This is a genomic window from Aquaticitalea lipolytica (assembly GCF_014641635.1).
GTDB lineage: Bacteria > Bacteroidota > Bacteroidia > Flavobacteriales > Flavobacteriaceae > Aquaticitalea > Aquaticitalea lipolytica.
On sequence record NZ_BMIC01000008.1, the window covers coordinates 21,272 to 47,202 of the forward strand.

The 25,931-nt window shown below is 31.2% G+C and carries 25 protein-coding genes; 15 read left to right on the forward strand and 10 right to left on the reverse strand.

Translation table 11 applies throughout. From position 1 onward, the window contains the following. Window positions 1–4 precede the first annotated feature (4 nt). The 6 genes from IEW41_RS13455 to IEW41_RS13480 are packed head-to-tail and all read left to right on the forward strand — an operon-like array spanning window position 5 to window position 3,949. Window positions 5–559, forward strand: coding sequence for a hypothetical protein (locus IEW41_RS13455; protein WP_188606901.1), 555 nt, complete (start codon window positions 5–7; stop codon window positions 557–559). Window positions 560–578: 19 nt separating this feature from the next. Further along, the gene (locus IEW41_RS13460) at window positions 579–1,550 is read left to right on the forward strand and encodes a YitT family protein (protein WP_188606902.1); all 972 of its coding nucleotides are present in this window, start codon (window positions 579–581) and stop codon (window positions 1,548–1,550) included. A 2-nt stretch (window positions 1,551–1,552) separates the two neighbouring features. Next, on the forward strand, window positions 1,553–1,912 hold the full coding sequence (locus IEW41_RS13465; RefSeq protein WP_188606903.1) for a cupin domain-containing protein: 360 nt from the start codon (window positions 1,553–1,555) through the stop codon (window positions 1,910–1,912). Continuing rightward, the gene (locus IEW41_RS13470) at window positions 1,912–2,742 is read left to right on the forward strand and encodes an alpha/beta hydrolase (protein WP_229660227.1); all 831 of its coding nucleotides are present in this window, start codon (window positions 1,912–1,914) and stop codon (window positions 2,740–2,742) included. Before IEW41_RS13465 ends, IEW41_RS13470 begins: the two co-directional genes overlap by 1 nt. Window positions 2,743–2,759: 17 nt before the next feature. Then, window positions 2,760–3,524, forward strand: a complete 765-nt coding sequence (gene rluF / locus IEW41_RS13475) for a 23S rRNA pseudouridine(2604) synthase RluF (protein WP_188606904.1) — start codon at window positions 2,760–2,762, stop codon at window positions 3,522–3,524. Between the two features lie 2 nt (window positions 3,525–3,526). After that, window positions 3,527–3,949 (forward strand): VOC family protein, encoded by a 423-nt coding sequence (locus tag IEW41_RS13480; protein ID WP_188606905.1) that lies wholly within the window; start codon window positions 3,527–3,529, stop codon window positions 3,947–3,949. Here IEW41_RS13480 and IEW41_RS13485 read toward each other — a convergent pair. The 4 genes from IEW41_RS13485 to IEW41_RS13500 all read right to left on the reverse strand — a co-directional run bounded on the left by IEW41_RS13485 (window position 3,942) and on the right by IEW41_RS13500 (window position 9,115). After that, a complete protein-coding gene (locus IEW41_RS13485) occupies window positions 3,942–4,670 on the reverse strand; it encodes a YwaF family protein (RefSeq protein WP_188606906.1) in 729 nt (242 codons plus the stop codon). The genes IEW41_RS13480 and IEW41_RS13485 overlap by 8 nt on opposite strands. A gap of 24 nt (window positions 4,671–4,694) precedes the next feature. Continuing rightward, window positions 4,695–5,570 carry a bifunctional 5,10-methylenetetrahydrofolate dehydrogenase/5,10-methenyltetrahydrofolate cyclohydrolase gene (locus IEW41_RS13490; RefSeq protein ID WP_188606907.1) on the reverse strand — a complete coding sequence of 292 codons (876 nt, stop codon included), beginning with the start codon at window positions 5,568–5,570 and terminating at the stop codon, window positions 4,695–4,697. A 48-nt stretch (window positions 5,571–5,618) separates the two neighbouring features. Beyond that, window positions 5,619–6,947, reverse strand: a complete 1,329-nt coding sequence (gene ffh / locus IEW41_RS13495) for a signal recognition particle protein (RefSeq protein WP_188606908.1) — start codon at window positions 6,945–6,947, stop codon at window positions 5,619–5,621. Window positions 6,948–7,105: 158 nt separating this feature from the next. Continuing rightward, complete coding sequence (locus IEW41_RS13500; RefSeq protein ID WP_188606909.1) at window positions 7,106–9,115, reverse strand: FIDD domain-containing protein; 2,010 nt, start codon at window positions 9,113–9,115, stop codon at window positions 7,106–7,108. A gap of 79 nt (window positions 9,116–9,194) precedes the next feature. Here IEW41_RS13500 and IEW41_RS13505 point away from each other — a divergent pair, with 79 nt between their 5' ends. From IEW41_RS13505 to IEW41_RS13535, 7 genes are all read left to right on the forward strand, one after another. Continuing rightward, window positions 9,195–9,710: an RNA polymerase sigma factor gene (locus IEW41_RS13505; RefSeq protein ID WP_188606910.1), complete on the forward strand. Its 516-nt coding sequence runs from the start codon at window positions 9,195–9,197 to the stop codon at window positions 9,708–9,710. Between the two features lie 129 nt (window positions 9,711–9,839). Continuing rightward, window positions 9,840–10,733: a FecR family protein gene (locus tag IEW41_RS13510; protein ID WP_188606911.1), complete on the forward strand. Its 894-nt coding sequence runs from the start codon at window positions 9,840–9,842 to the stop codon at window positions 10,731–10,733. Beyond that, entirely contained in the window at window positions 10,726–13,023 is a 2,298-nt protein-coding gene (locus IEW41_RS13515) for a TonB-dependent receptor plug domain-containing protein (protein ID WP_188606912.1), read from the forward strand. Before IEW41_RS13510 ends, IEW41_RS13515 begins: the two co-directional genes overlap by 8 nt. Before the next feature lie 73 nt (window positions 13,024–13,096). Further along, on the forward strand, window positions 13,097–13,615 hold the full coding sequence (locus tag IEW41_RS13520) for a hypothetical protein (RefSeq protein ID WP_188606913.1): 519 nt from the start codon (window positions 13,097–13,099) through the stop codon (window positions 13,613–13,615). Further along, window positions 13,588–14,133 (forward strand): YfiT family bacillithiol transferase, encoded by a 546-nt coding sequence (locus IEW41_RS13525; RefSeq protein WP_188606914.1) that lies wholly within the window; start codon window positions 13,588–13,590, stop codon window positions 14,131–14,133. The genes IEW41_RS13520 and IEW41_RS13525 overlap by 28 nt, the downstream gene beginning before the upstream one ends. A gap of 123 nt (window positions 14,134–14,256) precedes the next feature. Continuing rightward, window positions 14,257–15,366 (forward strand): serine hydrolase domain-containing protein, encoded by a 1,110-nt coding sequence (locus tag IEW41_RS13530; RefSeq protein ID WP_188606915.1) that lies wholly within the window; start codon window positions 14,257–14,259, stop codon window positions 15,364–15,366. Between the two features lie 573 nt (window positions 15,367–15,939). Next, on the forward strand, window positions 15,940–16,401 hold the full coding sequence (locus tag IEW41_RS13535) for a hypothetical protein (protein ID WP_188606916.1): 462 nt from the start codon (window positions 15,940–15,942) through the stop codon (window positions 16,399–16,401). A 158-nt stretch (window positions 16,402–16,559) separates the two neighbouring features. On the opposite strand, the gene IEW41_RS13540 is transcribed toward IEW41_RS13535, so the two are convergent. Genes IEW41_RS13540 through bshC form a run of 6 tightly spaced genes read right to left on the reverse strand, consistent with a single transcriptional unit; the run spans window position 16,560 to window position 22,862 of the window. Next, window positions 16,560–16,793 (reverse strand): DUF3820 family protein, encoded by a 234-nt coding sequence (locus tag IEW41_RS13540; RefSeq protein WP_262891389.1) that lies wholly within the window; start codon window positions 16,791–16,793, stop codon window positions 16,560–16,562. Window positions 16,794–16,797: 4 nt separating this feature from the next. Continuing rightward, on the reverse strand, window positions 16,798–17,346 hold the full coding sequence (locus tag IEW41_RS13545; RefSeq protein ID WP_188606917.1) for a DUF922 domain-containing protein: 549 nt from the start codon (window positions 17,344–17,346) through the stop codon (window positions 16,798–16,800). Continuing rightward, window positions 17,346–17,747 (reverse strand): OsmC family protein, encoded by a 402-nt coding sequence (locus tag IEW41_RS13550; RefSeq protein ID WP_188606918.1) that lies wholly within the window; start codon window positions 17,745–17,747, stop codon window positions 17,346–17,348. The genes IEW41_RS13545 and IEW41_RS13550 overlap by 1 nt, the downstream gene beginning before the upstream one ends. Continuing rightward, window positions 17,744–19,657 carry a PBP1 and LysM peptidoglycan-binding domain-containing protein gene (locus IEW41_RS13555; protein WP_188606919.1) on the reverse strand — a complete coding sequence of 638 codons (1,914 nt, stop codon included), beginning with the start codon at window positions 19,655–19,657 and terminating at the stop codon, window positions 17,744–17,746. The genes IEW41_RS13550 and IEW41_RS13555 overlap by 4 nt, the downstream gene beginning before the upstream one ends. A gap of 11 nt (window positions 19,658–19,668) precedes the next feature. After that, window positions 19,669–21,204, reverse strand: coding sequence for a glutamine-hydrolyzing GMP synthase (gene guaA / locus IEW41_RS13560; RefSeq protein ID WP_188606920.1), 1,536 nt, complete (start codon window positions 21,202–21,204; stop codon window positions 19,669–19,671). Window positions 21,205–21,257: 53 nt separating this feature from the next. Further along, window positions 21,258–22,862: a bacillithiol biosynthesis cysteine-adding enzyme BshC gene (gene bshC, locus IEW41_RS13565; RefSeq protein ID WP_188606921.1), complete on the reverse strand. Its 1,605-nt coding sequence runs from the start codon at window positions 22,860–22,862 to the stop codon at window positions 21,258–21,260. Between the two features lie 118 nt (window positions 22,863–22,980). Between bshC and IEW41_RS13570 the strand changes: the two genes are divergently transcribed. Beyond that, window positions 22,981–25,470 (forward strand): M14 family metallopeptidase, encoded by a 2,490-nt coding sequence (locus tag IEW41_RS13570; protein WP_188606922.1) that lies wholly within the window; start codon window positions 22,981–22,983, stop codon window positions 25,468–25,470. 59 nt (window positions 25,471–25,529) lie between these two features. Further along, window positions 25,530–25,931, forward strand: a 402-nt coding sequence (locus tag IEW41_RS13575; protein ID WP_188606923.1) for a hypothetical protein, incomplete at its 3' end; no start/stop codon positions are given.

Below are 25,931 nucleotides of genomic sequence, written 5' to 3' on the forward strand. Positions count from 1 at the left end.
ATTTATGAAAAAGACATTCGCAAGCATTATAATAATAGCACTTGTATTAGTAAGTTGTAAAAAAGAACAAAACCCATTTTTAATAAGTAAAAATGCTATTGGTTTTTTAACTGATACAACACAAGTAAAAGATTTAGAATTAGTTTTTCCAAATGATTCAATAGCAACTTACGAAGGGAATGAAACTTTTAATTTGCCTGTAAATATGGTAGAAATTTTTGACACTAATAAAAATAAACTACTAATATTAACACCACGCGAAATATCAGATTCAACATCAACTATTGGAAATGTTCGAATTGTAGATTCGCGATATAAAACTGAAAAAGGAATATCAACATTAAGTACATTTAAAGATATTCAAAAAGCATATAAAATATCTAAAATTGATAATCTTATCAATTCTGTACTAATATCGGTTAATGAAATTAATGCTTCTTTTAGCATCGATAAAACAGAGCTACCAGCTAATTTACGTTATGACACAAGTGCAACAATAGAAGCTATACAAATTCCTGAAAGTGCAAAAATTAAATTCTTTTTTTTGTATTGGGATTAATTAAATAAACTTATAAGTTATGAATCCTTTTATCTCAAAATTACTAGTAGTTATCGCTCGAAAGAGATTGGAGGCTAAGCATAATACTACTTCAATTAGCAAAAAGCAAGTAGTTCCATTAGTAAGAGTTTTACAAGTAGAACTATCTCATGCCATTAAGGAATACATTTTTATAATTATTGGTGTTTTTTCTGCTGGCTTTGGATTAAAAGGATTTTTATTACCTAATAATTTTATTGATGGAGGAGCGACAGGTATTTCGTTATTACTTGAAAACATCACACACATTAACTTAAGTTATTTATTAATTATAGTAAACCTCCCATTTATACTATTAGCCTCAAGAACTTTTAGTGTAAAATTCGCAATTAGAAGTATCGTTGCAATTGCCTTTTTGGCTTTTGTTGTACATTTTATTGATTATCCAACCATTACTGAAGACAAATTATTAATAGCTGTTTTTGGTGGATTCTTTTTAGGATTAGGTATTGGTATGTCAATGAGAGGAGGCAGTGTAATTGATGGCACTGAAGTATTAGCCATCTTTTTAAGTCGAAAACTATCAATAACCATAGGTGATGTATTATTACTTATAAATATTATCATTTTCTCTTTTGGAGCTTATGTATTATCAGTCGAAACAGCATTATATGCTATATTAACCTATTTAGCAGCAGCAAAAACAGTAGATTTTGTTGTAGATGGTGTTGAAGAATATGTAGGTGTAACCATCATATCTGAAAAGCATGAAGAGCTAAGAGTAATGATTATTGAAAAACTGAATAGAGCTTGTACAATATATGCAGGCAGAGGTGGTTATGGTAAAAATGGTAAAAGTTATGATAAAGACATAATTTATACTGTAGTAACACGTTTAGAACTAGCAAAACTGCAAACAGAAATTAGCAAAATAGACAAAAAAGCGTTTATAATTATGGGAATTGTAAAAGACTTAAAAGGCGGAATGATTAAGAAAAAACCATTAAAATAAACATGAAGAAATACACTATACAAAACTCTCCTTTTGTTGTGCCTACAACAGATGGAAAAGTAATTAAAGAACACTTCGGTAATGCTACAGATGGTAATACGAAAATAAGTATTGCACATATGATTGCTCCTGCTGGCTGGAGTGAGCCTTTTCAAACTCCTGAGTTTGAAGAATACACATTTATCTTTAAAGGAAAAAAACAATTTATTATTGATGGTGAAACTATAGTTTTAGAAGTTGGGCAATCAATAAAAATTGAAAAAAATGTAAGAGTTCAATACTCTAATCCTTTTACAGAGCCTTGTGAATATCTAGCTATTTGTTTACCTGCTTTTTCTATGGATAAAGTGAACCGAGAATAATGATAAAGACACTTTTAATAAAAAGCATTGGCACCTATTTAAACACCTTAAGTTTTGTATCAAAACCTTATGCTGCAAACAAGGCATTGGCGCTATTTATAAAGCCCAGAGCTGGAAAAATTAATGAGAGTCAATCTGAGTTTTTAGCAACTTCACAACAAGAAATACTAAAATACAACGAACACTCCATAATGACCTACTATTGGTCAGGAACAAAAAAGACAATACTTCTTGCTCATGGATGGGAAAGCAATTCTGCGCGATGGAAAAACTTAATTAATTTACTAAAACAGAAAGACTATATTATTGTTGCTTTAGATGCTCCTGCTCATGGAAATTCTGGAAGCAAAACTTTTAATGCACTCCTATATTCTGAATTTATAAATACAGCAGTAAAACATTTCAGTCCAGAAATAATAATTGGTCATTCTGTTGGTGGCATGGCTTCTGTTTTCTTTCAAAATAAATATCAATTCAATGGTATTGAAAAAATGATTTTGCTTGGTGCTCCATCAGAGTTTAAAGATGTTTTAAAACGCTATAAAGATATGATGGGTTATAACCAACGTGTATCTGAACAAATAGATTGTACTATTGTAGAACGGTTTGGATCGAGACCTGAAAACTATTCTACAGCTAAATTTGTTGAAACAATTAATGCTTCAGGTTTAATTATTCATGATGAATTGGATAAAATTATTCCGTATAACGATGCCTTAATGATAAAAAACAATTTTAAAAACAGCAAATTAGTTACAACTCAAGGTTTAGGGCACTCACTTAATAATGAAGTTGTTTCTAATTATATTTTCGAGTTTATTGAAGACTAAGTTGCTACCTTTGCACAATGGAAGATAATCTAAAACGTATCAATAAATATTTAAGCGAAGTTGGGTATTGCTCACGTCGTGAAGCTGACAAACTCATAGAGGCTGGACGTGTTACTATTAATGGAAAAGTGCCAGAAATGGGAACCAAAATAGCACCAGACGACGTTGTTCATGTTGATGGAAAACCAGTTATAGATGCAAAAGAATCTTTTGTATATCTAGCTTTTAATAAACCTATTGGGATTGTTTGTACTACAGATACTAGAGTTGAAAAAGACAATATTATAGATTTTATAAACTACCCTAAACGCATTTTCCCAATTGGTCGATTAGATAAACCTAGTGAAGGTCTAATTTTACTGACTGATGATGGTGATATTGTCAATAAAATTTTAAGAGCAAGTAATAACCACGAAAAAGAATATATTGTAACTGTAGACAAACCTATTTCGCAAACATTTGTAGAAAGAATGGCTAATGGAATACCAATATTAGATAGAGTTACAAAAAAGTGTGAAGTAGAAAAATTAAGCACTTACGAATTTAGAATTGTTTTAACTCAAGGATTAAACCGACAAATACGTCGTATGTGTGAATATCTTAATTATGAAGTTCAGACTTTAAAACGTGTTAGAATAATGAATATTAAGCTAGATATGCCTCTTGGTGAATATCGAGAATTAACTAAAGATGAGTTTAAAGAATTAAACAGGCTACTAGAAGATTCTAAAAAAGTATATCAGAAACAAAATAGTTTTAAAAAGCCAACCAAAAAAAAATAATTATGTCTACAATTTCTCCTTTTCATATTGCCATTCCTGTTCATAATCTAAATGAATGTCGAGCATTCTATAGAGATATCTTAAATTGCGAAGAAGGTAGAAGTAGCGACCATTGGGTTGATTTTAATTTGTTTGGTCACCAATTAGTTATTCACTACAAACCAAAATCTGAAGAGCAATTACACATAAACCCTGTTGATGGTAAAGATGTTCCTGTACCTCATTATGGAGTAGTCTTACCTTGGGATGAGTTTCAAAATTTTGCAAGGAAACTAACCTCTAAAAATGTTCAGTTTATTATTGAACCTTATATTCGTTTTGAAGGTCAGGTTGGCGAACAAGCAACTATGTTTTTTAAAGATCCAGCTGGCAACGCTTTAGAGTTTAAGGCTTTTAAAGATATAAGTCAGTTATTTGCTAAATAGACTGTTTCTTTCGTCTTTTTTCAATATAAAAAGGGAGATAAATTACCAAAAAGTAAGGCACTAAAATAAGTTGAGTTACTATAATGTAGTAAGGCCAATCACCAAAATAATCTAACACTGAAGCTGATTTAGGTTTTTCATTTAAATAAAAATAATTAGCATCTAAAAGTGCATTTATAGCTACCATCATTACTACATAAACTTGCAACGCTAATACTGATTTAAAAATACTTTTAAAAGTTGGTCGCATTCCAAATACAAAAGTTGCATAAAAAATAATGATTAATAATCCCAAATGTACAATCCAATATCTAAAATAATCGAATGTAGGAAACCCTTCAGCGATATCTGGTGTAATGACTCCTTGTAAAGTTCCTGCAACAATCCAAAACAGCAAAACTTCATACATCCAATGTTTTCTATAATATGTAAAAATTGGAATAAGTAATGCTATAAAACTACACAGATATAAAGGTAAATCTGTCTTAAAATTATAATTTCCTAAACTAAAATAATACGCATGGAAAATTATAATTGTTAATGACACAAAAACTGCAAAAAAGTGAAGTGCTTTTTGTTGTTTATTTGCAGACCATTTTATTGAAAATCTTATAAAAAAGAATGCAAAAACGAATGCAAAAAATATAGGAATAAGATGCTCAAAACTGCCTATTGCAACTCTACCAATTGAAGAAATAAAAACAGCTAATTGAAATATCATCCTGCAATATAACAAAATGACATATTACATTTGACGTTCTCTTGCCAATAAGGTGTTTTTAAGCAACATTGCAATTGTCATAGGACCAACTCCACCAGGAACTGGCGTAATATAACTTGCTTTTTTACTTACGTTTTCAAAATCAACATCACCAGTAATAATGTATCCTTTTTCTGAAGTTTCATCAGGAACACGTGTAATACCTACATCAATAATAACTGCATCATCTTTGACCATTTCTGCCTTTAAAAAGTTTGGAACTCCTAGAGCAGAAATAATGATATCGGCTTGTGATGTAATTTGAGTGATGTTTTTAGTATGACTATGAGTCAAAGTTACTGTAGAATTTCCAGGAAATCCTTTACGTCCCATTAAGATACTCATTGGTCGTCCAACTATATGACTACGTCCAATAACTACTGTATGCTTTCCTTGGGTATCAACACCATATCTGTCTAATAGTTCTAAAATACCAAACGGAGTTGCTGGAATAAATGTAGACATATCTAATGCCATTTTTCCAAAGTTTGTAGGATGAAACCCATCTACATCTTTATCTGGATTTACAGCTAATAATACCTTCTGGGTATTAATTTGTTTTGGTAAAGGCAATTGAATAATAAATCCGTCGATATCTGGATTTTCGTTTAGTTCTTCAATTTTATCTAACAGTTCAATTTCACTTGTTGTGTTAGGCATTCTTACCATTGTAGAGTCGAAACCAACACGCTCACATGCTTTTACTTTACTGGCAACATAAGTTAAACTTGCTCCATCATTTCCTACAATTATAGCAGCAAGATGAGGCACTTTTTCACCTTTAGCTTTCATTTTTTTAACTTGTTCGGTAATTTCATTTTTAATGTCATTACTTACTTTTTTACCATCTAAAATAACCATTGTTTGTGTTGTGTTTATTTAATAATATTGAAAACAAAAAAACATGAGTTACCTCATGTTTTTCATTGCTTGCATCATAGCTTTTCCTTTTCCACCTTGCATCATTTTCATCATCTTACTCATTTGATTAAATTGCTTTAGTAGTTGATTTACTTGCTGTACCGAAGTACCAGATCCTTTTCCAATACGTTGCTTTCTACTCGCGTTTATGATTGATGGATTTGTTCTTTCATCTGGTGTCATTGAATGAATAATGGCTTCTATTCCTTTAAATGCATCATCATCTATATCAACACCTTTCATCATTTTTCCAGCTCCAGGAATCATTCCAATAAGGTCTTTCATATTCCCCATTTTCTTGATTTGCTGAATTTGATTTAAGAAATCATCAAATCCAAACTGGTTTTTAGCAATTTTCTTTTGAAGTTTACGTGCTTCTTCTTCATCATACTGCTCTTGAGCTCTCTCAACAAGCGACACAACGTCTCCCATACCAAGAATACGATCTGCCATACGTGAAGGATAGAACACATCGATAGCTTCCATTTTTTCACCTGTACCAATAAATTTAATTGGTTTATTTACTACAGATTTAATAGAAATTGCTGCTCCACCTCTAGTATCACCATCTAATTTGGTTAGAATAACACCATCAAAGTTTAAAACATCATTAAAGGCTTTTGCTGTATTTACAGCATCCTGACCTGTCATAGAATCGACAACAAATAATGTTTCTTGTGGCTGAATAGCACTGTGAATATTTGAAATTTCTTTCATCATCACTTCATCAACAGCTAAACGACCAGCAGTATCTATAATAACAACATTAAATCCGTTGGCTTTAGCATGAGCAATACCTGCTTTTGCAATAGCTACAGGATCGTTGTTTCCTTTATCACTATAAACTTCAATTCCAATTTGATCACCAACAACATGTAGCTGATCAATCGCAGCTGGACGATAAACATCGCAGGCTACTAATAAAGGTTTTTTGTTTTTTTTGTTTTTAAGATAATTGGCAAGTTTACCAGAAAAGGTTGTTTTACCAGAACCTTGTAAACCTGACATTAATATTACACTAGGATTTCCTGAAAGGTTAACTCCTTCAGCATCTCCACCCATTAATTCGGTTAACTCGTCTTTAACGATTTTAATCATTAACTGACCTGGCTGTAAGGTTGTTAATACATTTTGCCCAAGTGCTTTTTCTTTTACAGCAGTAGTAAAATCTTTTGCAATTTTAAAGTTAACATCGGCATCTAGTAATGCTCTTCTAACCTCTTTTAAAGTTTCAGCAACATTAACTTCAGTAATACTTCCATGTCCTTTAAGAACATGAAACGCTTTATCTAATTTTTCACTTAAATTATTAAACATAGTCTATCTTCAAATTTACAAGTGGCAAATTTAAGGATTTGAAGTCTATAAATAAAGTTTACAATTATAAAATAATCTAATAAAAAAAGGGCTGCCCATAACAGCAGCCCTTTCTCAACTAAAAAAACTAAAAAACTAATATAATTGTCACTCAAGAGCTAATTACATGTACGTTCCATAACCATTATATCATTTGCTCTTACAAACTCTAATCGGTTATTTTGGCATTCTACAACTGTCCAGTTACCAGTAATGGCCTGAATATTTGGACCAGCTACATTTGAAAACTCTACAACAACTCCGTTTGCAGACATTGATGTTGACCACATTGCTGTTATTGTCATTCCTTCTCCTGTAATAATAACTGTTCCATCTGTATTGAAATTAAAATCGTAATTTATCAAATGGTCATCTCCATTATAGTTTACTATATTCCAAATACATTCTACTAAAAAGCCATCAACTTCTTCTTCTGTACAATTATTAGTACAATTTTCTACAACCAAGCCTATTTCAAAAACAGCAAAATTCCCTTCATTTGTTTCTACTCTTACATAAATTGTTTGAGGATTAGACAAGTTTGTATAAGCCGACGGATTTGGTATTGCATTTGTATTTGTTTCAGCATCAGCATGAGAGATATGATAAGTTACATTATGTACTGCTGGCTGAATACAATTTGCATAAGCATTTGTTAAGTTAAAAGTTGCAAATCCTTCTGTACTCTCAGCACATTCAACCATTTCGGCCTCAAAACTTTCAAAACATTCAAATGAATTGTTTGAATTACAGTTTTGGGTAAGCAATAAAGTATCGTTTCCTCTATGTAATACTAATCCATTATCCGAACACTCAACAACTTTCCATTCTCCATTATAGTCTTCAAGTCCTGAAAAATTAATATATACATAAACATATCCTTGAGTAGTTGTTATATCCCAAGTACCATTAAAAAGTAAATCGCCTTCATATAAGGTTGATAAGTTATTATCATTTAAAAAATTAAAAGTTGTAAATGATGGTGTATAACCATTTAATGTAGGAACCTGTCCGCACTCCATTAAATAATCACTTACGTCTCCTTGATTACAATTATTTGTATTAGTATCACAAACTTGCTCTAAAATAATATAAGTATTAGCACCTGTTGCTGAACCTCTAACTAATTTAAGTCTGTCATCATCACATTCAACAACATACCAACCTCCACCTAAATCTTGGCTAAAGTTTGTTAACTCACTAAATGTTACAAGGACACCTTCACTATTAACAAGTGTGCTCCAGTTTCCTGTTGCTGCAACTGTACCTGTTCCAGCTATTGCTAAACCTCCATTTTCAGAAAAATATAACTGATAATTAATAAAATTATCGTCACCATTATAAGATACTATTTTCCAATAGCATTCTTGTAAATACATGCTTACTTCTTCTTGAGAACAATCGTCTTCGTTTTCATCATCGCAATCATCTCCAGCAGCATTAATTGCAGCTTCTAATTCTTGATTACTGTTCACTTCAATAGTTTCACCATTTGCATATACCATAGTTACTGGAAAGTTTAGGCTTGCTAAAACTGCTCCATTGTTTGTGTTCTCCAAATTTTGTAGAAACAAGTATAATTGTTGATCATTTTCTATAACAACCGTATCAATAATTTGAAAATTTGGGTTGTACAAAGAAAATGAAATCGGATATTGAAAATCAATACACTCAATAACATCATCAACTTCAGAGCATTCTTCAATAAACGCTTCTAACTCATCTTGATTATTAATTACATACTCTGTGTAATCGTTAAGTGTTATTGTAATTGGAAATAGAAACTCAAGAATATCTTCATCATCTTCATATTCATTATAAATATTTTCAATTAGTTCTAAATCATCTAAAGTATTTATAGTTAACTGTAGTCCATTTATAGAAATGGTCACAGGTAAGTTAACAGATAAACAATTAGCATTATCCAAAATGTTATCAACCGAACCATCATTTGCGCTTGTACTTTGCATTAAATTTGCCAATACTGAATCTGGCGCGATAGTACTGTCACTATTCGGATTTAAATCAACAACTTCATTTTCGCATGAAGTAAATGTCATGAGGGCAAAAAAGGCTAGGATTAATAATGATTTGGGTTTAAAAAACATAGTATTTTTTTTAGAGTTCATTAATAAAACAGATTAGATTAAAAAACTCCTACCTTTAATTTCAAAATTTTTATAATTTAGGCAACGAAGAAAATTGATTATGAGCAAACAATTACATGAACATATATGTGAAGAACGTCTGTTCTCGTCATTGTTTGAAAAACACTCAAAAAACCTTCATGATTTTTTATACTATAAGTTTGGTAGCTATCTAAATCCGAAAGATAAAGTTCAGGAAGCCTTTATAAAACTTTGGGAAAATTGTGCTAATGTTACTCCGGATAAAGCCAAGAGTTTTTTATTCACCACAGCAAATAATTTAATGCTTAATGAATATGCACATCATAAAGTGGTATTAAGGCATCAACAATCAACTCCAAAATCGTACACCAACGAAAGTCCTGAATTTATAATGCAGGAAAAAGAGTATCAGAAAAAATTAGAAACAGCAATTGCAAACTTATCTGAAGCACAGCGAGTGGCTTTTTTATTAAATAGAGTTGAAGGCAAACGGTTTAAGGAAATTGCAGAACTTCTAGATATTTCGACCAAAGCAGTTGAAAAACGAATTTATGGAGCTTTAAAAAAACTAAGAGAAGACATTGATGAGTTATAAGTGTTCAGTCGCAATATTGAGTCGCAGTTCACTTTTGGGAACTACTGTCAACTGTGACTGTAAACTAATTACTAAAGAAGAAGGTAGGAATTATTTAATGTTAGCTGTTATATAAGTGTAATACAGATTATGAACCGAGAAGATTTAATAAAAAAATGGTTAGATAATAACCTAAATACTGATGAGCTTGAGGCTTTTAAAAAGCTTGAAGACTATGAGTCTTTGGTTAAACTATCCGATAGTGTAAAACACTTTAAAGCGCCAGAATATAATACTTCTGAAGCGTTACAAGATGTTTTGCATGCTATTAAAACACCTAAAAAATCTGTACGTTGGATTCCAATATTATCTCGTATTGCAGCCATATTTGTTGTTTGTTTTGGTGTTTACTATTACACTACTACTCTAGATACTACTTTTAAAACATTAGCCTCACAAAAACAAACTATTGAATTGCCTGATGCTTCAACAGTAGCTTTAAATGCTACTACTACAGTAAGTTTTAATAAAAAACAATGGAATACAAATCGCCAAGTACAACTTAATGGTGAAGCCTATTTTAAAGTTGCTAAAGGCTCAAAATTTGAAGTTATAACTGATGCTGGAACTGTTACTGTTTTAGGAACTCAGTTTAATATAAAACAACGACACAATTATTTTGAAGTTGTATGTTACGAAGGCTTAGTTGGTGTCACCTACAATAATAATGAAACAAAATTACAACCTGGAAACCGCTTACTACTTATAGATGGGAAATTAATTGCTACCGAAAAAGAAAACCAAATTGAACCATCTTGGATTAACAACAATAGTGTTTTTAAAAGTTTACCTTACAGAGAGGTTATTGCAGAATTTGAGCGTCAGTATGATATGACCATTAATTTGCAAAGTATTAACGACTCACAACTATTCACAGGAAGTTTTACTCACAACAATATTGATGTTGCCTTAAAATCTATAACTTTACCTTTACACATATCGTATACAAAAACAGACGATACGATTACATTAAAACGTGAGTAAAAATCGTAAAACTTATGCCGTTCTTATAGTCTTTTTTTGCAGTATTTATAGCATTTTTGCTCAACATACTACAAAAGAAAAGCGACCTCTTATAGAGGTTTTAGCACATTTAGAAACACGTTACAACATCCATTTTAGTTATATAGATTCTGCCATAGAAAACAAAAAAGCAGTATTACCAGATGAGCAATTAACACTTATTGAAGCCCTAACTTTTCTTGAATCTGAAACTAATCTCGATTTTATAAATATTGACGATTCTAGTGTTGTTATATCTAACAGAGCAAATCCGTTTAGTGCTTTTATAACTCAAAAGCTTGAAGAGATAGTTATTACTAACTATTTAACTAAAGGTATTTCAAAAAAGAGTGATGGTAAAATTATTTTTAATACTGAAGAGTTTGGTATCCTTCCAGGATTAATAGAACCAGACATTCTTCAAACCATACAAGCACTTCCAGGAGTATTAAGTGTTGATGAAACAGTTTCAAATATTAATGTAAGAGGCGGAACTCACGATCAAAATCTTATTCTTTGGGATGGCATTAAAATGTATCAATCTGGGCACTTTTTCGGATTGGTTTCTGCATTTAATCCGTATTTAACCAAAATAGTAAATGTATCAAAAAACGGAACCAGTGTAAAATTTGGCGATGGTGTAAGTAGTGTTATAGATATGCAGCACTCTAATACACTTGATAAAGATTTTAAAGCTGGAGCTGGTTTTAATTTAATTAGTACAGATGCTTTTGCCAAAGTGCCTCTATCTAAACAAACCGAGTTACAATTATCTGCTCGTCGCTCAATAACCGACTTTATTTTTACTCCAACCTACAATCAGTATTCCAAACGTGTGTTTCAAGATTCCGATTTAACCAATAGTACTTCATCAAATAATGAGCAGTTTTATTTTTATGATGTTGCTGCTAAGTTTTTATATGACATTACAGATTCTGATCAGTTACGTTTCAATTTCTTAACCATTAATAACAAATTAAGTTATGATGAGCTAAGTACCATAAACAACTCTAATGAAACTTTAGAAAGTAGTTTAAAACAAAATAATTTGGCTGCTGGTGTTGAGTACTTAAAATATTGGAATAACAGACTCACTACAACTGCTCAGATATATATGTCTAATTACGATTTGCAAAGCACTAATTATGATGTTATTAACGACCAACGTTTGTCACAAGATAATAAGGTGAGAGATATTGGATTAAAAATTAATGCGACTAATCACATAGATAGTAATCTAAAACTCCATGGAGGCTATCAGTTTAATGAGGTTATTGTGAGCAATGCAGAAGATGTAAATAATCCAGACTTTACAAGTTTTATTCAACAAGTTATAAGAACCCATTCTATATATGGTGAAGCCGAATTTACTTCAGCCAATAAAAATTCTTATGCACGAATTGGTTTAAGAACTAACTATATTGAAAAATTTTCAGAATTTTTTACCGAACCTCGTTTAGCTTTAAGTCATAAACTAAACAATGATTTTAGAATCGAGTTTCTTGCAGAATTTAAAAGCCAGACCATATCGCAAATTATCGATTTACAAAACGATTTTTTAGGTATTGAAAAACGTCGTTGGATGCTCTCAAACAATACTACTAACCCAATTATAAAAAGTACACAAGCTTCAATTGGAGTACATTATAACAAAAACAAATTACTAATAAGTGCCGAAGGTTTTATTAAAGATGTTGATGGTATTACAACGCGAAGTCAAGGGTTTCAAAACCAATATCAGTTTGTAGATGCTGTTGGAAGTTACCAAACAAAAGGCATTGATTTTTTAATCAATAAACAGTTTAATAATTTTAGTACATGGTTAAGTTATTCTTATAGCAAAAACGATTACACATTTGATGATCTTAATAACGGGAACTCATTCCCTAACAATCTAGATATACGTCATGCGTTAACTTTTGCAGGCACTTACACAGTAAATAATTTAAAATTAGCATTAGGTGTTAACTGGCATTCTGGTAAACCTACAACACCACCTCAAGACAATCAGAGCTCAACAAATACTATAATTTATACTTCACCAAATAGCGAAAGATTAAGCGATTATTTACGTGCAGATTTTTCTACAACCTATCAGTTTCAGTTTACAAATAAAGTAACTGCTACTATTGGTGCTTCAGTTTGGAATATTCTAAACAAAAAAAACAATATCAATACCTACTATAATATTGATGATAACGATAACATTAATAAGGTTGAAAACCTATCGCTAGGCATGACACCAAATGTGAGTTTTAGGGTTAATTTTTAAATTTTTATTTAGAGTTGTAATAATTTGCGTTTTAAATTGTATTTTAATTCTCACAAACTAAAATCCTATACTTATGAAAAATCTTAAACTCCTATTTGCTTTTATGTTATTGTTTTTTGTATTTACTACTATTAATGCACAAGATTTTCAAGTCCCAAAAAACTATACACTTAAAGTAGCAGATGACTATAAAAAGTTGGAGAAAGATGTTGTTGATTGCGTAAATTGGCTAGAAAACACACCAATAAATAAAGATGAAAATAAACGAACAGATGCCAATGCATTTTTTATGCAATGGATAACTGGAAGCCCAGACGTTTCAGTAGCTATTTCTTCTTATGTATTAGATTTAACAGAAAAAAATCCAACGCTATTAATTACTTTTATGGGAGCATGGACAAGATATGCTATTGAAAATCCTGAAGACCAAGATTCTTTTAATGGGAATTTTGCAGGTTTAAAAAGCATAATAAAAGTATATACTAACAATAAAGATAGTGGTATAAAAAAAGACAAAAACGTTGAAAAATTACTAAAACTAGAAACTGACGACGATTTAAAAGCATGGCTGACAAAAAACTTGAAAAACTAAAATATCCTATAGGAACTTTTGAAGCTCCTAAAGTAATTGACGATGCTTTAATTTTAACATGGATTGAAGACATTGAGCGTTTTCCAACAGCCATAGCAGAGCTAACAAAAAACTTAACTGTACAGCAATTACATTGGCCTTACAGACCAAATGGCTGGAACATAAAGCAAGTTGTACACCATTGTGCAGATAGCCACATGAACAGTATTATAAGATTTAAATTAGCACTCACTGAAGACTCACCAACTATACGACCTTATTACGAAGACCGTTGGGCAACACTTGTTGATGGCAACGATAATAATTTAGAAAACACCTTATTGCTACTAAAAGGATTACATGCCAAATTGGGTATACTATTACGTAGTATTACCAAAGAGCAAATGGCAAGAGAGTTTATACACCCAGAACATGGACGACGTTTTCGTTTAGACGAAACCATTGGTGTATATGCATGGCATAGTAACCACCATTTAGCACATATTAAACAGGCATTACATTATAAAGGTGAGTTTTAGCTTACCAAAATTTACGTAGAACTACCTATTGATTATTTCAATTTTTAAAATTAACTTCGTTTAACTGTCGATATAGATAATTAAAACAATCCATATCGTAGTAATACCCACAATTTGAGACCAATGAAAGTATATTTAATTTTTTTAATGATTTTGCCATTGTTTTCTTTTGGTCAAGCTGATAAAATTGATTCAGTAATTGAATCAAGAATCAATTACGCATCTGAAAATCCTGTACTTAACATTTTAATTCAAATAGATAATTCAGATAAAAGTAAAAGTTATAATAACGGAGTTGGAAAAAAAGACAAAGATTCATCTCTAGTTTCAGGTCGAGAACAGTTTAAAATAGCAAGTAGTACAAAACTCATTGTTTCAACAATAATACTTCAACTTATTGAAGAAGGAAAAATAAATTTAGATGACAAAGCTTCAAAATATTTAAAAGACATAGACTTTCTTGATTTTGAAAATTTTCATATTTACAATAAAACGAAATTTGCAAATAAAATAACAATACAACAATTATTGACTCACCGAACAGGTTTAGCAGATATTTTTACTGATAAAGAAGAAGAGTTTTTCAGTCTTTTATTACAGAATCCAAACAAACAATACTCGCCAAAATCTATCGTAGAATTATATTTTGAATACAATTTAAATAAATTATCACATTTCGAACCAAATACAGGATGGTACTATTCTGATATGAATTTTGTATTAATAGGCCTAATTATTGAACAAATTGATCAAACCTCACTAGCTGAAAGCATAAGGAATAGAATATTGAAACCTCTTGAAATGAAAGAGACGTATTTTGAGTTTTACGAAAAACCAATTCAAAAAAATAACTTGATTAATCAATATGTCGGAAATTTAAATTTCACGGAAATGAATACCTCATTTGATTGGTCTGGTGGAGGTCTTGTCTCTACCAATAATGACCTAATCATTTTCATAAAATCACTATTTAATTTAAAATTAATCAACAAACAATCTTTAAATACAATGATTGATGTTAAATTTAGTAAAGAGAATGAAAACAGATATGGGTTGGGAATTTATGAATCAATTTATAATGGGAAAACTTATTTTGGACACTACGGATTTTATGGTACATATATTGGCTACTGCCCAGAAACCAAAACTGCAATTTCATATTCTATAAGTCAGGCGACACCGAACTTTAACACTTATAATTTAATAAACGAAATCGTTAAACTGGCTGAATAAAAACGTGTGGCAACAACGTATATAATTTATTGCTAGTTCTAGCCTACTTACGAATATTCCTGCGGAATATTCTATTCGGTTTGTATTTACTAAATTAGTTGCTTAACAAGGTAAATAATCTAAATTTAAAATAACTGAATTAATGCTCGAAATTGGAATTTTAATCTTCGGAATTATTTTACTGATCCTAGGTAAAATCTCACTTAATAAATATGAAAGAAATCGAACTGATAAAGAAAATAATTCAGGTGTTTTTTTCCAATTGAATACTCTCTTGCTTTATAGTGGTTCAATTTTAGTAATTGTTTCATTAATATTCTTATTTAATAAAAACTAATGACAACAACGTCTATAATTAATGGTTAGTTCTCGCGGATTTTCTATTTTGTAATATTTGCCATTTTAGTTAATTAACAAAGTAATAACAAATACGTAAAATGCAAAGGGTTGCAGGAGGCTAACCTATAAAAATACGTAGAACTACGTATTTATTTTATCACAAAAAAAAGCTAACTTCGTTTAACTATCGATATAGATAATTAAAACAATCCATTTCGTCACATTGGCAACAATATGAAAACAAAACTGTTCACTTTATTTTCATTTTTAGTATTTAATATAACATTTTGTCAAAAAATAGTTATTGACCCTACTTTTAAAACAACTGAAACAAACATTAAAACTACAGAATTTGACAAAGAATATCTGATAAACTATTCTTATGACAAAAAACTAATCGACACTTTAGAAGTTGGATTCTCTAAACGAGGACTTGGCGGAACTGGAATTAAGATATTTATTAGCGACACCATAAATATCAAAGCATTTATTTGGGCTGACTTTAGAAAGTATGACGGAGAATTTGAAGCTCTATATGACCCAAAATATTTTTCCCTTACTATAAATCAATTGGAACTAAAAAAAGGAGATACTTTAATGGGTAAAATTCAACTTCGAAGTAAGCCGATTTTGTATAGACCTAATAAACCAGAATTAACATTTGTTGGTGACTTTTTCCACATAATTGAAAATTAAAAAATACTGTTGCCAACAACGGCTATAGTTCATTGCTTCTGACTTTCCTCTCGGAAAGTCCTCGCAAATTTGCTATCCTCGGTTTACGGCGGAAAATCCTCGCGGATTTTCACGCAACAAAACCATAGCCAAACCGTTAAACGAAACTTCAAAAAATCCTATTTAGGATATGCCTTTTTTATATTGTGTATTAGCTCTTCAAGTCCGTTAACTTTAAGCTCGTAAACAGTTTGTAGCATCTCACCTAATTTTCCTTTTGGAAACCCTTTAGTATGATACCAAACCACATAATATTCTGGCAAATCGATAAGGTATTTACCTTGATATTTACCATAAGGCATTTTGGTATGAGCAAGTTTTATAAGAAACTGTTTATCTGGTTGTAGTAGCAATTATTTAGTCTTTAGATTTGTAGTACTCTAATGCTTTTAGTTCTTTTTTTACAAACAGCTGCCACTTAGCTTGTGCTTCTTTATTAATAGAGTTATCACTTTCGGTATCGTACAGGTTTTGCATAGTTGCCAAATCTGTATTTATCTTTTCATGTAAACGTCGCAACTCATTTTTTAAACGTGGAGATACTTTTAGTTGAGCTACTTCTTTCCTGAATTTTCTAACATGCAATTCGGTGATATCAAAATGAAGCTGCTCATGTGCTAAAATATGGTTATCTGCTAGTTCTTTTATATACCACGATTTGTTAGGATAAAAATGCGCTTTAATGGTTGTCGTAAAACTAACAATTCTGCTTTGTGCCTCTTTTACTGAATACTCAAAGGTTATTCCAGATGCTGTTACAGCAACTGCATTAGAGTTAGGTTTAGGGTCGCCTTTAAAGTTTTTCCATGATAGTTTTATATCGTCACGCCAAGTTATTACCTCATCGTTTGGAGGCGCAAGCGTAAACATAAAAACATAAAAAAACAGTACTAATTTATAACACATTATTTCCAGTTAAACGTGATATCTTTTTCGATATCAGGATGTAAACTGTAATGTACAGGACATGTATTAGCAGTACGCTCTAAAATGATTCTAGATTTTTCATCTACTTCAACAGGAATATCTAACGTAACCTCAATTTTATAAATTCGTCTTGGGTCGCTCGCCATAATTTTATTTACAGAAGCCGTTGTGCCTTTTAGGTCAATGCCCATATCTCTGGCTTTTATTCCCATTACTGTCATCATACAACTTGCTAATCCTGTAGCAACAGTATCTGTAGGAGAGAACGCTTCTCCTTTTCCATTATTGTCTGTTGGCGCATCTGTAATAAATGTATTTCCAGATTTTGTATGAGTACACGCAGTACGCAAATCGCCAAGATAAGTTACTTTAGAGGTCATTGTTTTACTTCTTCTATAGTTAAATCTTTATACTGAAGCATATATACTGCTTCGTTAAAATAGCCTCCAAATAGTTTTTTAGAGTATCTAAATTTATTTTCAATATACTCTGTTTCTAAACCACCAACCGAAGCTTTATACAAATCGTCTTCAGACGCTAAACGTAACAATATATCTAAAGTTAAATCAAAACCACGTACTGCATATTTATTAGGCTCAACACCATATTTACTTTTGTATTGCTTAACAAAATTGCTTGGCAAATCGCTACTTGCAACTCTAAAAATTGAAGGATAATGAAATTTTAAATTTGATAGATGAACATTAGAAACATGCTCGTACTCAAAAGCATCTGTCTTGTTTGTAGTAATTAAAATAATTTCTTTATCTCTGCTTGTATTTAAACTATTTAGTGAGTTAGTTACATTCATTACAAAACCAGCATTAGCTGTTTCTAAAAACACATAGTTTTTTCCACTTTTTAAAGCATCACTTATATCTGCAGAACTTATATAATAAGCATCCTTACCTTCTTTGTTCTTTTTTGAATAAATCTGCCTTGCAGTTACAAACTCGGCTTTGAGTTTGGTACTCGTTTTGGTATTAGCTTCATCTGCAATAATAACCACATTAGTTTTAGAAGCATCATTTTTTACTAAATCGATAGCGCATTTTACCAAGTTTTCTTCATTCGGAATGGTTTGAAACACATTATCATAAAGATTTTCTGGCTTCGTTAATGGCGAAATTAATGGAATATGATCTTGTTTAAGTTGTGCTGCTACACGTTCAAAATTTGCTGGTAACATTGGTCCTATTACAGCATCATACCCTGAAAAATCGTTATTATCTAATATTTTAGAAACTTCTGACAATTGATTTCTAGTATCAAACACTTTTAAATTAGTAGAAATTCCTAAATACTTAGCCGAATCTAAAGCCATAAGTACTCCTGAATGAAAATCTAAAGACACTGATAATAACCTATCTGTTTTAATAAGCTCTTTGGCTTCTGGGATAGAGTCAACATCTACTCTATTTAACCTAAAAGGTAACATTACAGCAAGACGCTTAGTTTTTAAATTTTTAAGCTCAGTTGTAAGGTTTACAATTTGTGCATCTTCATTAAGTGTTCCTACAGTAATGTTTTCTGGCACTTTTAAAACCATACCTTCTACCAAGCCTGTTTCTTTAAGATTAGGGTTTAACGTTTCTAGCTGCTCTTGGGTTAAACCAAGTTTTACTTTTAAACGGTAAAAACCTTCAGCTTTTAATACTGTATAGTAATTATAGTTATCTTCAATTGGCTTTTCTTCTTCAACATTTATATTTGGCACATTTACCTCATCACCTGGTTGAAGCACTGCACTCATATTTGGGTTAAGCGTTTCTAGCTCATCAACTGTAATACCAAATTTATAGGCAACTCTCCATTTTCCTTCTTTTGGCAATACTTTGTATTTTTTTATTGAGTTATCTAATTCAACTTTAGTTATGATGGTTTTGTACTTTGGTATTCTAATTTTGTCTCCTTTTTGAAGATTTTCAGAATATAATTGCTTATTATGTTTTTTAATCTCATCAATCTCAATGTTATACTCTTTAGATAAACTGTAAAGTGTCTCTTTTCGCTTTACTTTATGAGTATCGTAACCTACAAGCTCTTTAGTTTCGGTAGTAAGACTTTCGCCTTTAAATTTTGAATTAGGTATAATTAAAACAGTATCTGTTTCTAACTTCTTTTTAGAATCAGGGTTTAATGCATAAATATCAGAAGGTGTTACCATGTACTGTTTTGCAATACTCTCAATAGTTTCGCCTTGCTTTACTTTATGAGTTTTAAATTTTTGCGCATGAGCAGTTATGCTACATGTAACAGCAATGATGATGATTAAAAGAAGTTTTTTCATTGTTTTATATGTTATTCCCATTCTATAGTAGCAGGTGGTTTTGAGCTAATGTCGTACACTACTCTATTAACGCCTTTTACTTTATTTATTATCTCATTTGAGGTCTTTTGTAAAAACTCATAAGGTAAATTTACCCAATCTGCTGTCATTCCATCTGTACTTTCTACAGCTCTTAGCGCTACACATTTTTCGTATGTACGCTCGTCTCCCATTACTCCTACACTATTTACTGGCAACAAAATCGCTCCAGCTTGCCACACTTTATCGTATAAATTCCAAGATTTTAGATTGTCTATAAAAATAGCATCGACCTCTTGTAATATACGAATTTTCTCGCGTGTTAGATCTCCAAGAATTCTAATTGCTAATCCTGGTCCTGGAAAAGGATGACGTCCTAAAAGGTCTTTATCCATATCCATTGAAGCACCAACACGACGAACCTCATCTTTAAACAGCATGCGCAAAGGCTCAACAATTTTTAGTTTCATAAAATCTGGTAAACCTCCAACATTATGATGACTTTTTATCGTTGCACTTGGTCCTCCTGTTGCTGAAACACTTTCAATCACATCTGGATAAATTGTGCCTTGTGCTAACCATTTTACATCTTCTATACGATGCGCTTCGTCATCAAAAACTTCAATAAAAGCATTACCTATTGCCTTACGTTTTTCCTCTGGATCACTCAATCCTTTAAGAGTATCCAAAAAGCGTGCCGAAGCATCTACACCTTTTACATTGAGTCCCATACCTTCGTATTGTTTTAATACGTTTTCGAACTCATTTTTACGTAGTAATCCGTTATTTACAAAAATGCAATATAGGTTTTTGCCTATTGCTTTATGTAACAAAATAGCTGCTACTGATGAATCTACTCCACCTGATAAACCTAATACTACTTTATCGTTACCAAGTTTTTCTTTTAATCCATCAACAGTTTCTTCAACAAACGATTGTGGTGTCCAATCTTGGTTAACTTTTGCTATATGAACTAAAAAGTTTTCTAATAGTTGTTTTCCGTCTGTTGAGTGATATACTTCTGGGTGAAACTGGATAGCGTATGTTTGCTCACCTTCAATTTTAAATGCTGCATTTTCAACATCGTGAGTACTTGCTAATAATACACCATTGGTTGGTAAATGTTTAATGGTATCACTATGGCTCATCCATACTTGACTTCCTCTTGAAATACCTGCAAAAAATGCTTCGTTTTCTTTTACAAAATCAAGATTTGCTCTTCCATACTCTCTAGTATTAGAAGGCGCTACTTCACCACCTGAAAAATGTGCTAAATATTGTGCGCCATAGCAAACTGCCAATAATGGCTTTTTCCCTCGTATTTGTGATAAATCTGGATGTGGTGCATCGTCTCCTCGTACAGAAAATGGACTTCCAGAAAGTATAACAGCTTTGTATTCTTCAATACTTGTTGGAATTTTGTTGTATGGGTGAATTTCACAATAAATGTTGAGTTCTCTAACTCTTCGCGCAATAAGTTGTGTGTATTGCGAACCGAAATCTAAAATAAGTACCTTGTTGTGTTGCATGTGCAAAAATAACAAGGATTTTAGAATTACGATTTAGTTTTCCGATTTTTTATTCAAATTTCTAAAACTAAAAATTCGCCTTTTAAAGGTTGAAGATTTTCAATGAGTTTTTGTGTAAACTGATTACCATGTTCTAAATAAAATTCAGAAAAATTAGCATTTCGCTCTTGTAAACTTTGCCTTGGGAATAATTCATCTTGTATAAGTCTGATACGCTCTAAAACATCTTCTAATTTTCGCTTTTGTGCTTTTAGTAATCGCTTTTCTAAATTTTCTAAGCCTTGTGTTTGCTTTTTCTCTTGTGCTGCAACTGCACCTTTAAACGATTTGTCGGTTTGTTCTGCTAGTTTATATAAATCTTCAAATTGCTTTTTAAGATGCTCTTTTTGTGGCGCAAAATCGATATCTATTTTTGAAAGCTCTTTAGTTACTTTAGTCATTAAATCGTGCTGATTTAAAAACAAATCTTTTACTGTTACATTCAGTTTATTTAGCTTCTCCTTTTGCTTACTTGTAATTAGCAATACCGAATTACGTAGTAAAAGCATTGGAAAAACCACTTTTTGAGCCTCAAAATTAGATTTTAGTTGTAACCAATAAGCTAATTCGCCTCCTCCTCCAATATAACAGAGGTTTGGCAACACTACTTCTTGATACAAAGGACGCATAATCACATTCGGACTGAATCGCTCTGCAAAGTCATTAACTTCTTTTAGTAGCTCACTCTTACTCCAAGTAATATTTGTGTTTAGCACCTTAAACGTATCATTATCAAAAACAATACGTTCTCTCAATCCATCATGAATATAAAACAAATTGATTTCACGTGGTGTAACTTGAATTTTATAATCTTGATTTGATGCTTCGTTGATTTGATGATTCGTCTCTGATACTTTTTTGAAAGATTCTTGTTCGATTAATTCATTCTCAATATATGGAATAAACTGTTGTTTTAACGCTTTATCATTTCCATCGAGAATTACCAATCCGTAATCTGAAAACAAAGCATTAACCAAAAAACGCATGGCTTCAGTTAATGTATGATGTTCTAAATAAGCCGATTTAAAAAGGTCTTTTAATTCTTCTGCATTTTTGCTTTTATCTAATTGTAAAGCAAATACTTCATATACATGATCAAGTTTGTCTAAATTCAATTCACCAACTGCTCCAGAGGCATTTCTATTCCACTGTACTTTTTTGCCTTTAAAATTAAAATAGTTGATTTCTTCAAAATCATGATCTTCAGTTGCCATCCAATATATAGGCACGAAGTTTTGTTGTGGATAAGCCGTTTTTAATTCTTTACAAAGATTTATGGTCGATATAATTTTATAGAAAAAATATAAAGGTCCTGTAAAAATATTAAGCTGATGTCCTGTAGTAACTGTAAACGTGTTGTCTTGCTTTAAAGACTCAATATGTTTTGAAGTTAAATCTGAAATATCAAAACCTTTGTATTGGTTTTTCAAACTTTCTACCAAAACAGTTCTCGACTGTGCTCTAACAGACGAGCCTTTCTCTTCTATTTGAGCTTTAAAATTTTCAAGTTTTGGAAATCTGTTATAAAAGGGTTGCAGATGTTGTTTTTCATCTAAATAATCACAAATTAATGATGAAAAATAATAGGTTTCTCTAAACGGAATACAGTCTGTTGGCATAGTTGATATTCAATTCTGATGTAAATATAATGCTCTTAACTATTTTATCTCCTAAATTTTAGTTAATTCGTTTCTCATTTATATCTTTACTTTTACATTCACATCAAAAAATACAACCATGCAAAAAATTTATATTGCTCTGTTTCTTACTCTTAATGCAATCACATTTTCAATTGCTCAAAATTTACAATCGCCAAAAGATTTTTTAGGTTATGAGTTAGGCACTCAATTTTCGAGACACCATCAGGTAGTTGATTATTTTAAACACGTAGCATCACAAATGCCTAGTCAAGTTCAACTGGAAAAGTATGGCGAAACCAATGAGCGCAGACCTTTGTATGTTGCTTATGTTTCATCTGAAGAAAACATTAAAAATCTTGAAACGATAAGACAAAACAACCTCAAAAATGCTGGTGTTTTAGATGGTAATTCATCATCAAACGAAATTGCAATAGTTTGGCTGAGTTATAATGTGCATGGTAATGAAGCATCAAGCACAGAAGCTTCGATGAATACTTTATATAAGCTACTAATAGAAAAGCAAGATTGGTTAAAAAATACAGTTGTAATTATTGATCCTTGTATTAATCCTGACGGAAGAGATCGTTATGCGAATTGGTTTAATGAAACTTCGAGTCAACCTTACGATGTCGACCAACAAGCTAGCGAACATAACGAGCCTTGGCCTGGAGGACGACCAAATCATTATTTATTTGATTTAAACAGAGATTGGGCTTGGGCAACTCAAGTTGAATCGGCTTCACGACTAAAAGTTTATAACAAATGGTTACCTCAAATTCATGTCGATTTTCATGAACAAGGCATTAATGAACCTTATTATTTTGCTCCTGCAGCAGAACCTTTTCACGAAATAATAACCGATTGGCAACGCGATTTTCAAACGCAAATAGGTAAAAATCACGCAAAATATTTCGATGCTAATGGTTGGCTATATTTTACTCGCGAGCGTTTCGATTTATTTTACCCAAGTTATGGCGATACTTATCCTACATATATGGGAGCAATTGGTATGACTTACGAGCAAGCTGGTCATGGCATGGCTGGATTAGGCATAATGAATGATGAAGGTATTGAGCTGACTTTAATTGACAGAATAGCACATCATACAACAACAGGATTATCGACTGTTGAAATTGCTTCAAAAAATGCTCAAAAACTGAATACTGAATTTAAAAAATTCTTCGATAATAATGCTTTAAAATACAAAAGCTACGTTTTACAAGGTAATGCTGATAAAATAAAATCATTAACAGCCTTATTAGACAAACACGATATAAAGTATGGCAATGCTAATTCTGGTAAGGTATCTGGTTATTTATATGCTACAAGTAAAGAAGGTAGTATGACAACTACAGCTAACGATTTGGTGGTGAGTACAAACCAACCAAAAGGCAAAATGGTAAAAGTATTATTTGAACCTAATGCAAAATTAAGCGACTCTATAACTTATGATATTACTGCTTGGAGTATTCCTTATGCTTATGGTTTAAATGCAGTTGCAAGTACATCTTTAGTGCCTTCAAAACCATATAATGCAAACAAAAATGAAACTTCAGTGCAATCTGATGCTGTAGGTTATATTACACATTGGAATAGTTTAAATAATGCAAAATTTCTTGCTGCTTTATTAGAACAAGACTTTAAAGTTCGTTTTACCGAAAAACCATTCGAAAACAATGGTGAGAATTTTGACAGAGGCTCTCTTATTATTACAAAAGGTGACAATAAAAACATGAATACTTTTGATGCGACTTTAGCAGAAATTGCATCTTCATTTAATGTTAAATTAACGAGTACTACTACAGGATTTGCTAAAAGAGGTCCAGATTTTGGTTCGCCAGATATAAAATTGGTTAACAAACAAAAAATTGCCATTTTATCTGGCAACTATACATCGTCATTAAGTTATGGCGAATTGTGGCACTTTTTTGAGCAACAATTACATTATCCTGTAACATCAATTAATACAGATGATTTTGGACAGGTAAATTTAGATAAATACACTGTTTTAATAATCCCTAATGGTTATTATGGTCGCTTATTAAATGATGCTAATATTGAGAAATTACAAAACTGGATTAGCAAAGGCGGAAAATTAATTGCTATTGATGGTGCTTTAAACAGTTTTGCTGATAAAAAAGGCTTTGGATTAAAACGAAACAAACCTGAAGACTCTACAAAAACCGACAAAAACATTACGCCTTATGCTGAGCGCGAAAGAGAATATACTAAAAACATGATCACTGGAGCTGTGTTTAAATCTAATGTTGATAATACACATCCTATGGCTTTTGGTTATGACAATAACTACTTTACTTTAAAATTAGGAAGCAGTTCGTATAGTTTGCTAGAAAACGGTTATAACATTGCGTATTTAGGCGACAACCCAAAAAATGTTTCTGGTTATGCTGGTAAAGAGGCTTTAAAAGGCTTGAGTAATTCGTTAGTTTTTGGCGAAGAGAGAATTGGTAATGGAAGTATTGTGTATATGGTTGATAATACTATGTTTAGAAGTTTTTGGGAAAACGGAAAACTATTTTTAGTAAACGCTATTTTCTTTGTGAATAATAATAGTTATGAATTGTAGATAGATTAACAAAACATATTTAATTCAGGATAATTACATTATACATAAAATAAGAATTTATGGCAAGAGCAATATGGTTAGTTTTATTTTTTGTTTCAATTAATATTTTTGGTCAAAACATTTATTTTTCCACCTCTTATAATACAATTTATAGATTAAATGATGACAATACTTTAACTAATATTATTACTGTTAATACAGGTTCAGATGGTGTTATAAATGATATTGCTATTTCCCCTTCTGGAAGTTTTTATGGAATAGCAAACGACAAAATTATTGAAATAAATCTACAAACAGGAAGTAGTAATGTTTTAGCAATTTTAAATGTTCCTCAACTTAACTTTTCTGCTTTTAAATCATTAGTATGCAATAATAATAATGAGCTATTTGCATTAAATAATTTAAATGGAGATATCTATCGTTATAATATAACAACAAATGTTATAGATATAATTACAGAT

Coding starts and splice junctions, on each gene's coding strand:
- IEW41_RS13455 (WP_188606901.1), top strand. CDS start 5: ATGAAAAAGACATTCGCAAGCATTATAATAATAGCACTTGTATTAGTA.
- IEW41_RS13460 (WP_188606902.1), top strand. CDS start 579: ATGAATCCTTTTATCTCAAAATTACTAGTAGTTATCGCTCGAAAGAGA.
- IEW41_RS13465 (WP_188606903.1), top strand. CDS start 1,553: ATGAAGAAATACACTATACAAAACTCTCCTTTTGTTGTGCCTACAACA.
- IEW41_RS13470 (WP_229660227.1), top strand. CDS start 1,912: ATGATAAAGACACTTTTAATAAAAAGCATTGGCACCTATTTAAACACC.
- rluF (WP_188606904.1), top strand. CDS start 2,760: ATGGAAGATAATCTAAAACGTATCAATAAATATTTAAGCGAAGTTGGG.
- IEW41_RS13480 (WP_188606905.1), top strand. CDS start 3,527: ATGTCTACAATTTCTCCTTTTCATATTGCCATTCCTGTTCATAATCTA.
- IEW41_RS13485 (WP_188606906.1), bottom strand. CDS start 4,670: ATGATATTTCAATTAGCTGTTTTTATTTCTTCAATTGGTAGAGTTGCA.
- IEW41_RS13490 (WP_188606907.1), bottom strand. CDS start 5,570: ATGGTTATTTTAGATGGTAAAAAAGTAAGTAATGACATTAAAAATGAA.
- ffh (WP_188606908.1), bottom strand. CDS start 6,947: ATGTTTAATAATTTAAGTGAAAAATTAGATAAAGCGTTTCATGTTCTT.
- IEW41_RS13500 (WP_188606909.1), bottom strand. CDS start 9,115: ATGAACTCTAAAAAAAATACTATGTTTTTTAAACCCAAATCATTATTA.
- IEW41_RS13505 (WP_188606910.1), top strand. CDS start 9,195: ATGAGCAAACAATTACATGAACATATATGTGAAGAACGTCTGTTCTCG.
- IEW41_RS13510 (WP_188606911.1), top strand. CDS start 9,840: ATGAACCGAGAAGATTTAATAAAAAAATGGTTAGATAATAACCTAAAT.
- IEW41_RS13520 (WP_188606913.1), top strand. CDS start 13,097: ATGAAAAATCTTAAACTCCTATTTGCTTTTATGTTATTGTTTTTTGTA.
- IEW41_RS13525 (WP_188606914.1), top strand. CDS start 13,588: ATGGCTGACAAAAAACTTGAAAAACTAAAATATCCTATAGGAACTTTT.
- IEW41_RS13530 (WP_188606915.1), top strand. CDS start 14,257: ATGAAAGTATATTTAATTTTTTTAATGATTTTGCCATTGTTTTCTTTT.
- IEW41_RS13535 (WP_188606916.1), top strand. CDS start 15,940: ATGAAAACAAAACTGTTCACTTTATTTTCATTTTTAGTATTTAATATA.
- IEW41_RS13545 (WP_188606917.1), bottom strand. CDS start 17,346: ATGTGTTATAAATTAGTACTGTTTTTTTATGTTTTTATGTTTACGCTT.
- IEW41_RS13550 (WP_188606918.1), bottom strand. CDS start 17,747: ATGACCTCTAAAGTAACTTATCTTGGCGATTTGCGTACTGCGTGTACT.
- IEW41_RS13555 (WP_188606919.1), bottom strand. CDS start 19,657: ATGAAAAAACTTCTTTTAATCATCATCATTGCTGTTACATGTAGCATA.
- guaA (WP_188606920.1), bottom strand. CDS start 21,204: ATGCAACACAACAAGGTACTTATTTTAGATTTCGGTTCGCAATACACA.
- bshC (WP_188606921.1), bottom strand. CDS start 22,862: ATGCCAACAGACTGTATTCCGTTTAGAGAAACCTATTATTTTTCATCA.
- IEW41_RS13570 (WP_188606922.1), top strand. CDS start 22,981: ATGCAAAAAATTTATATTGCTCTGTTTCTTACTCTTAATGCAATCACA.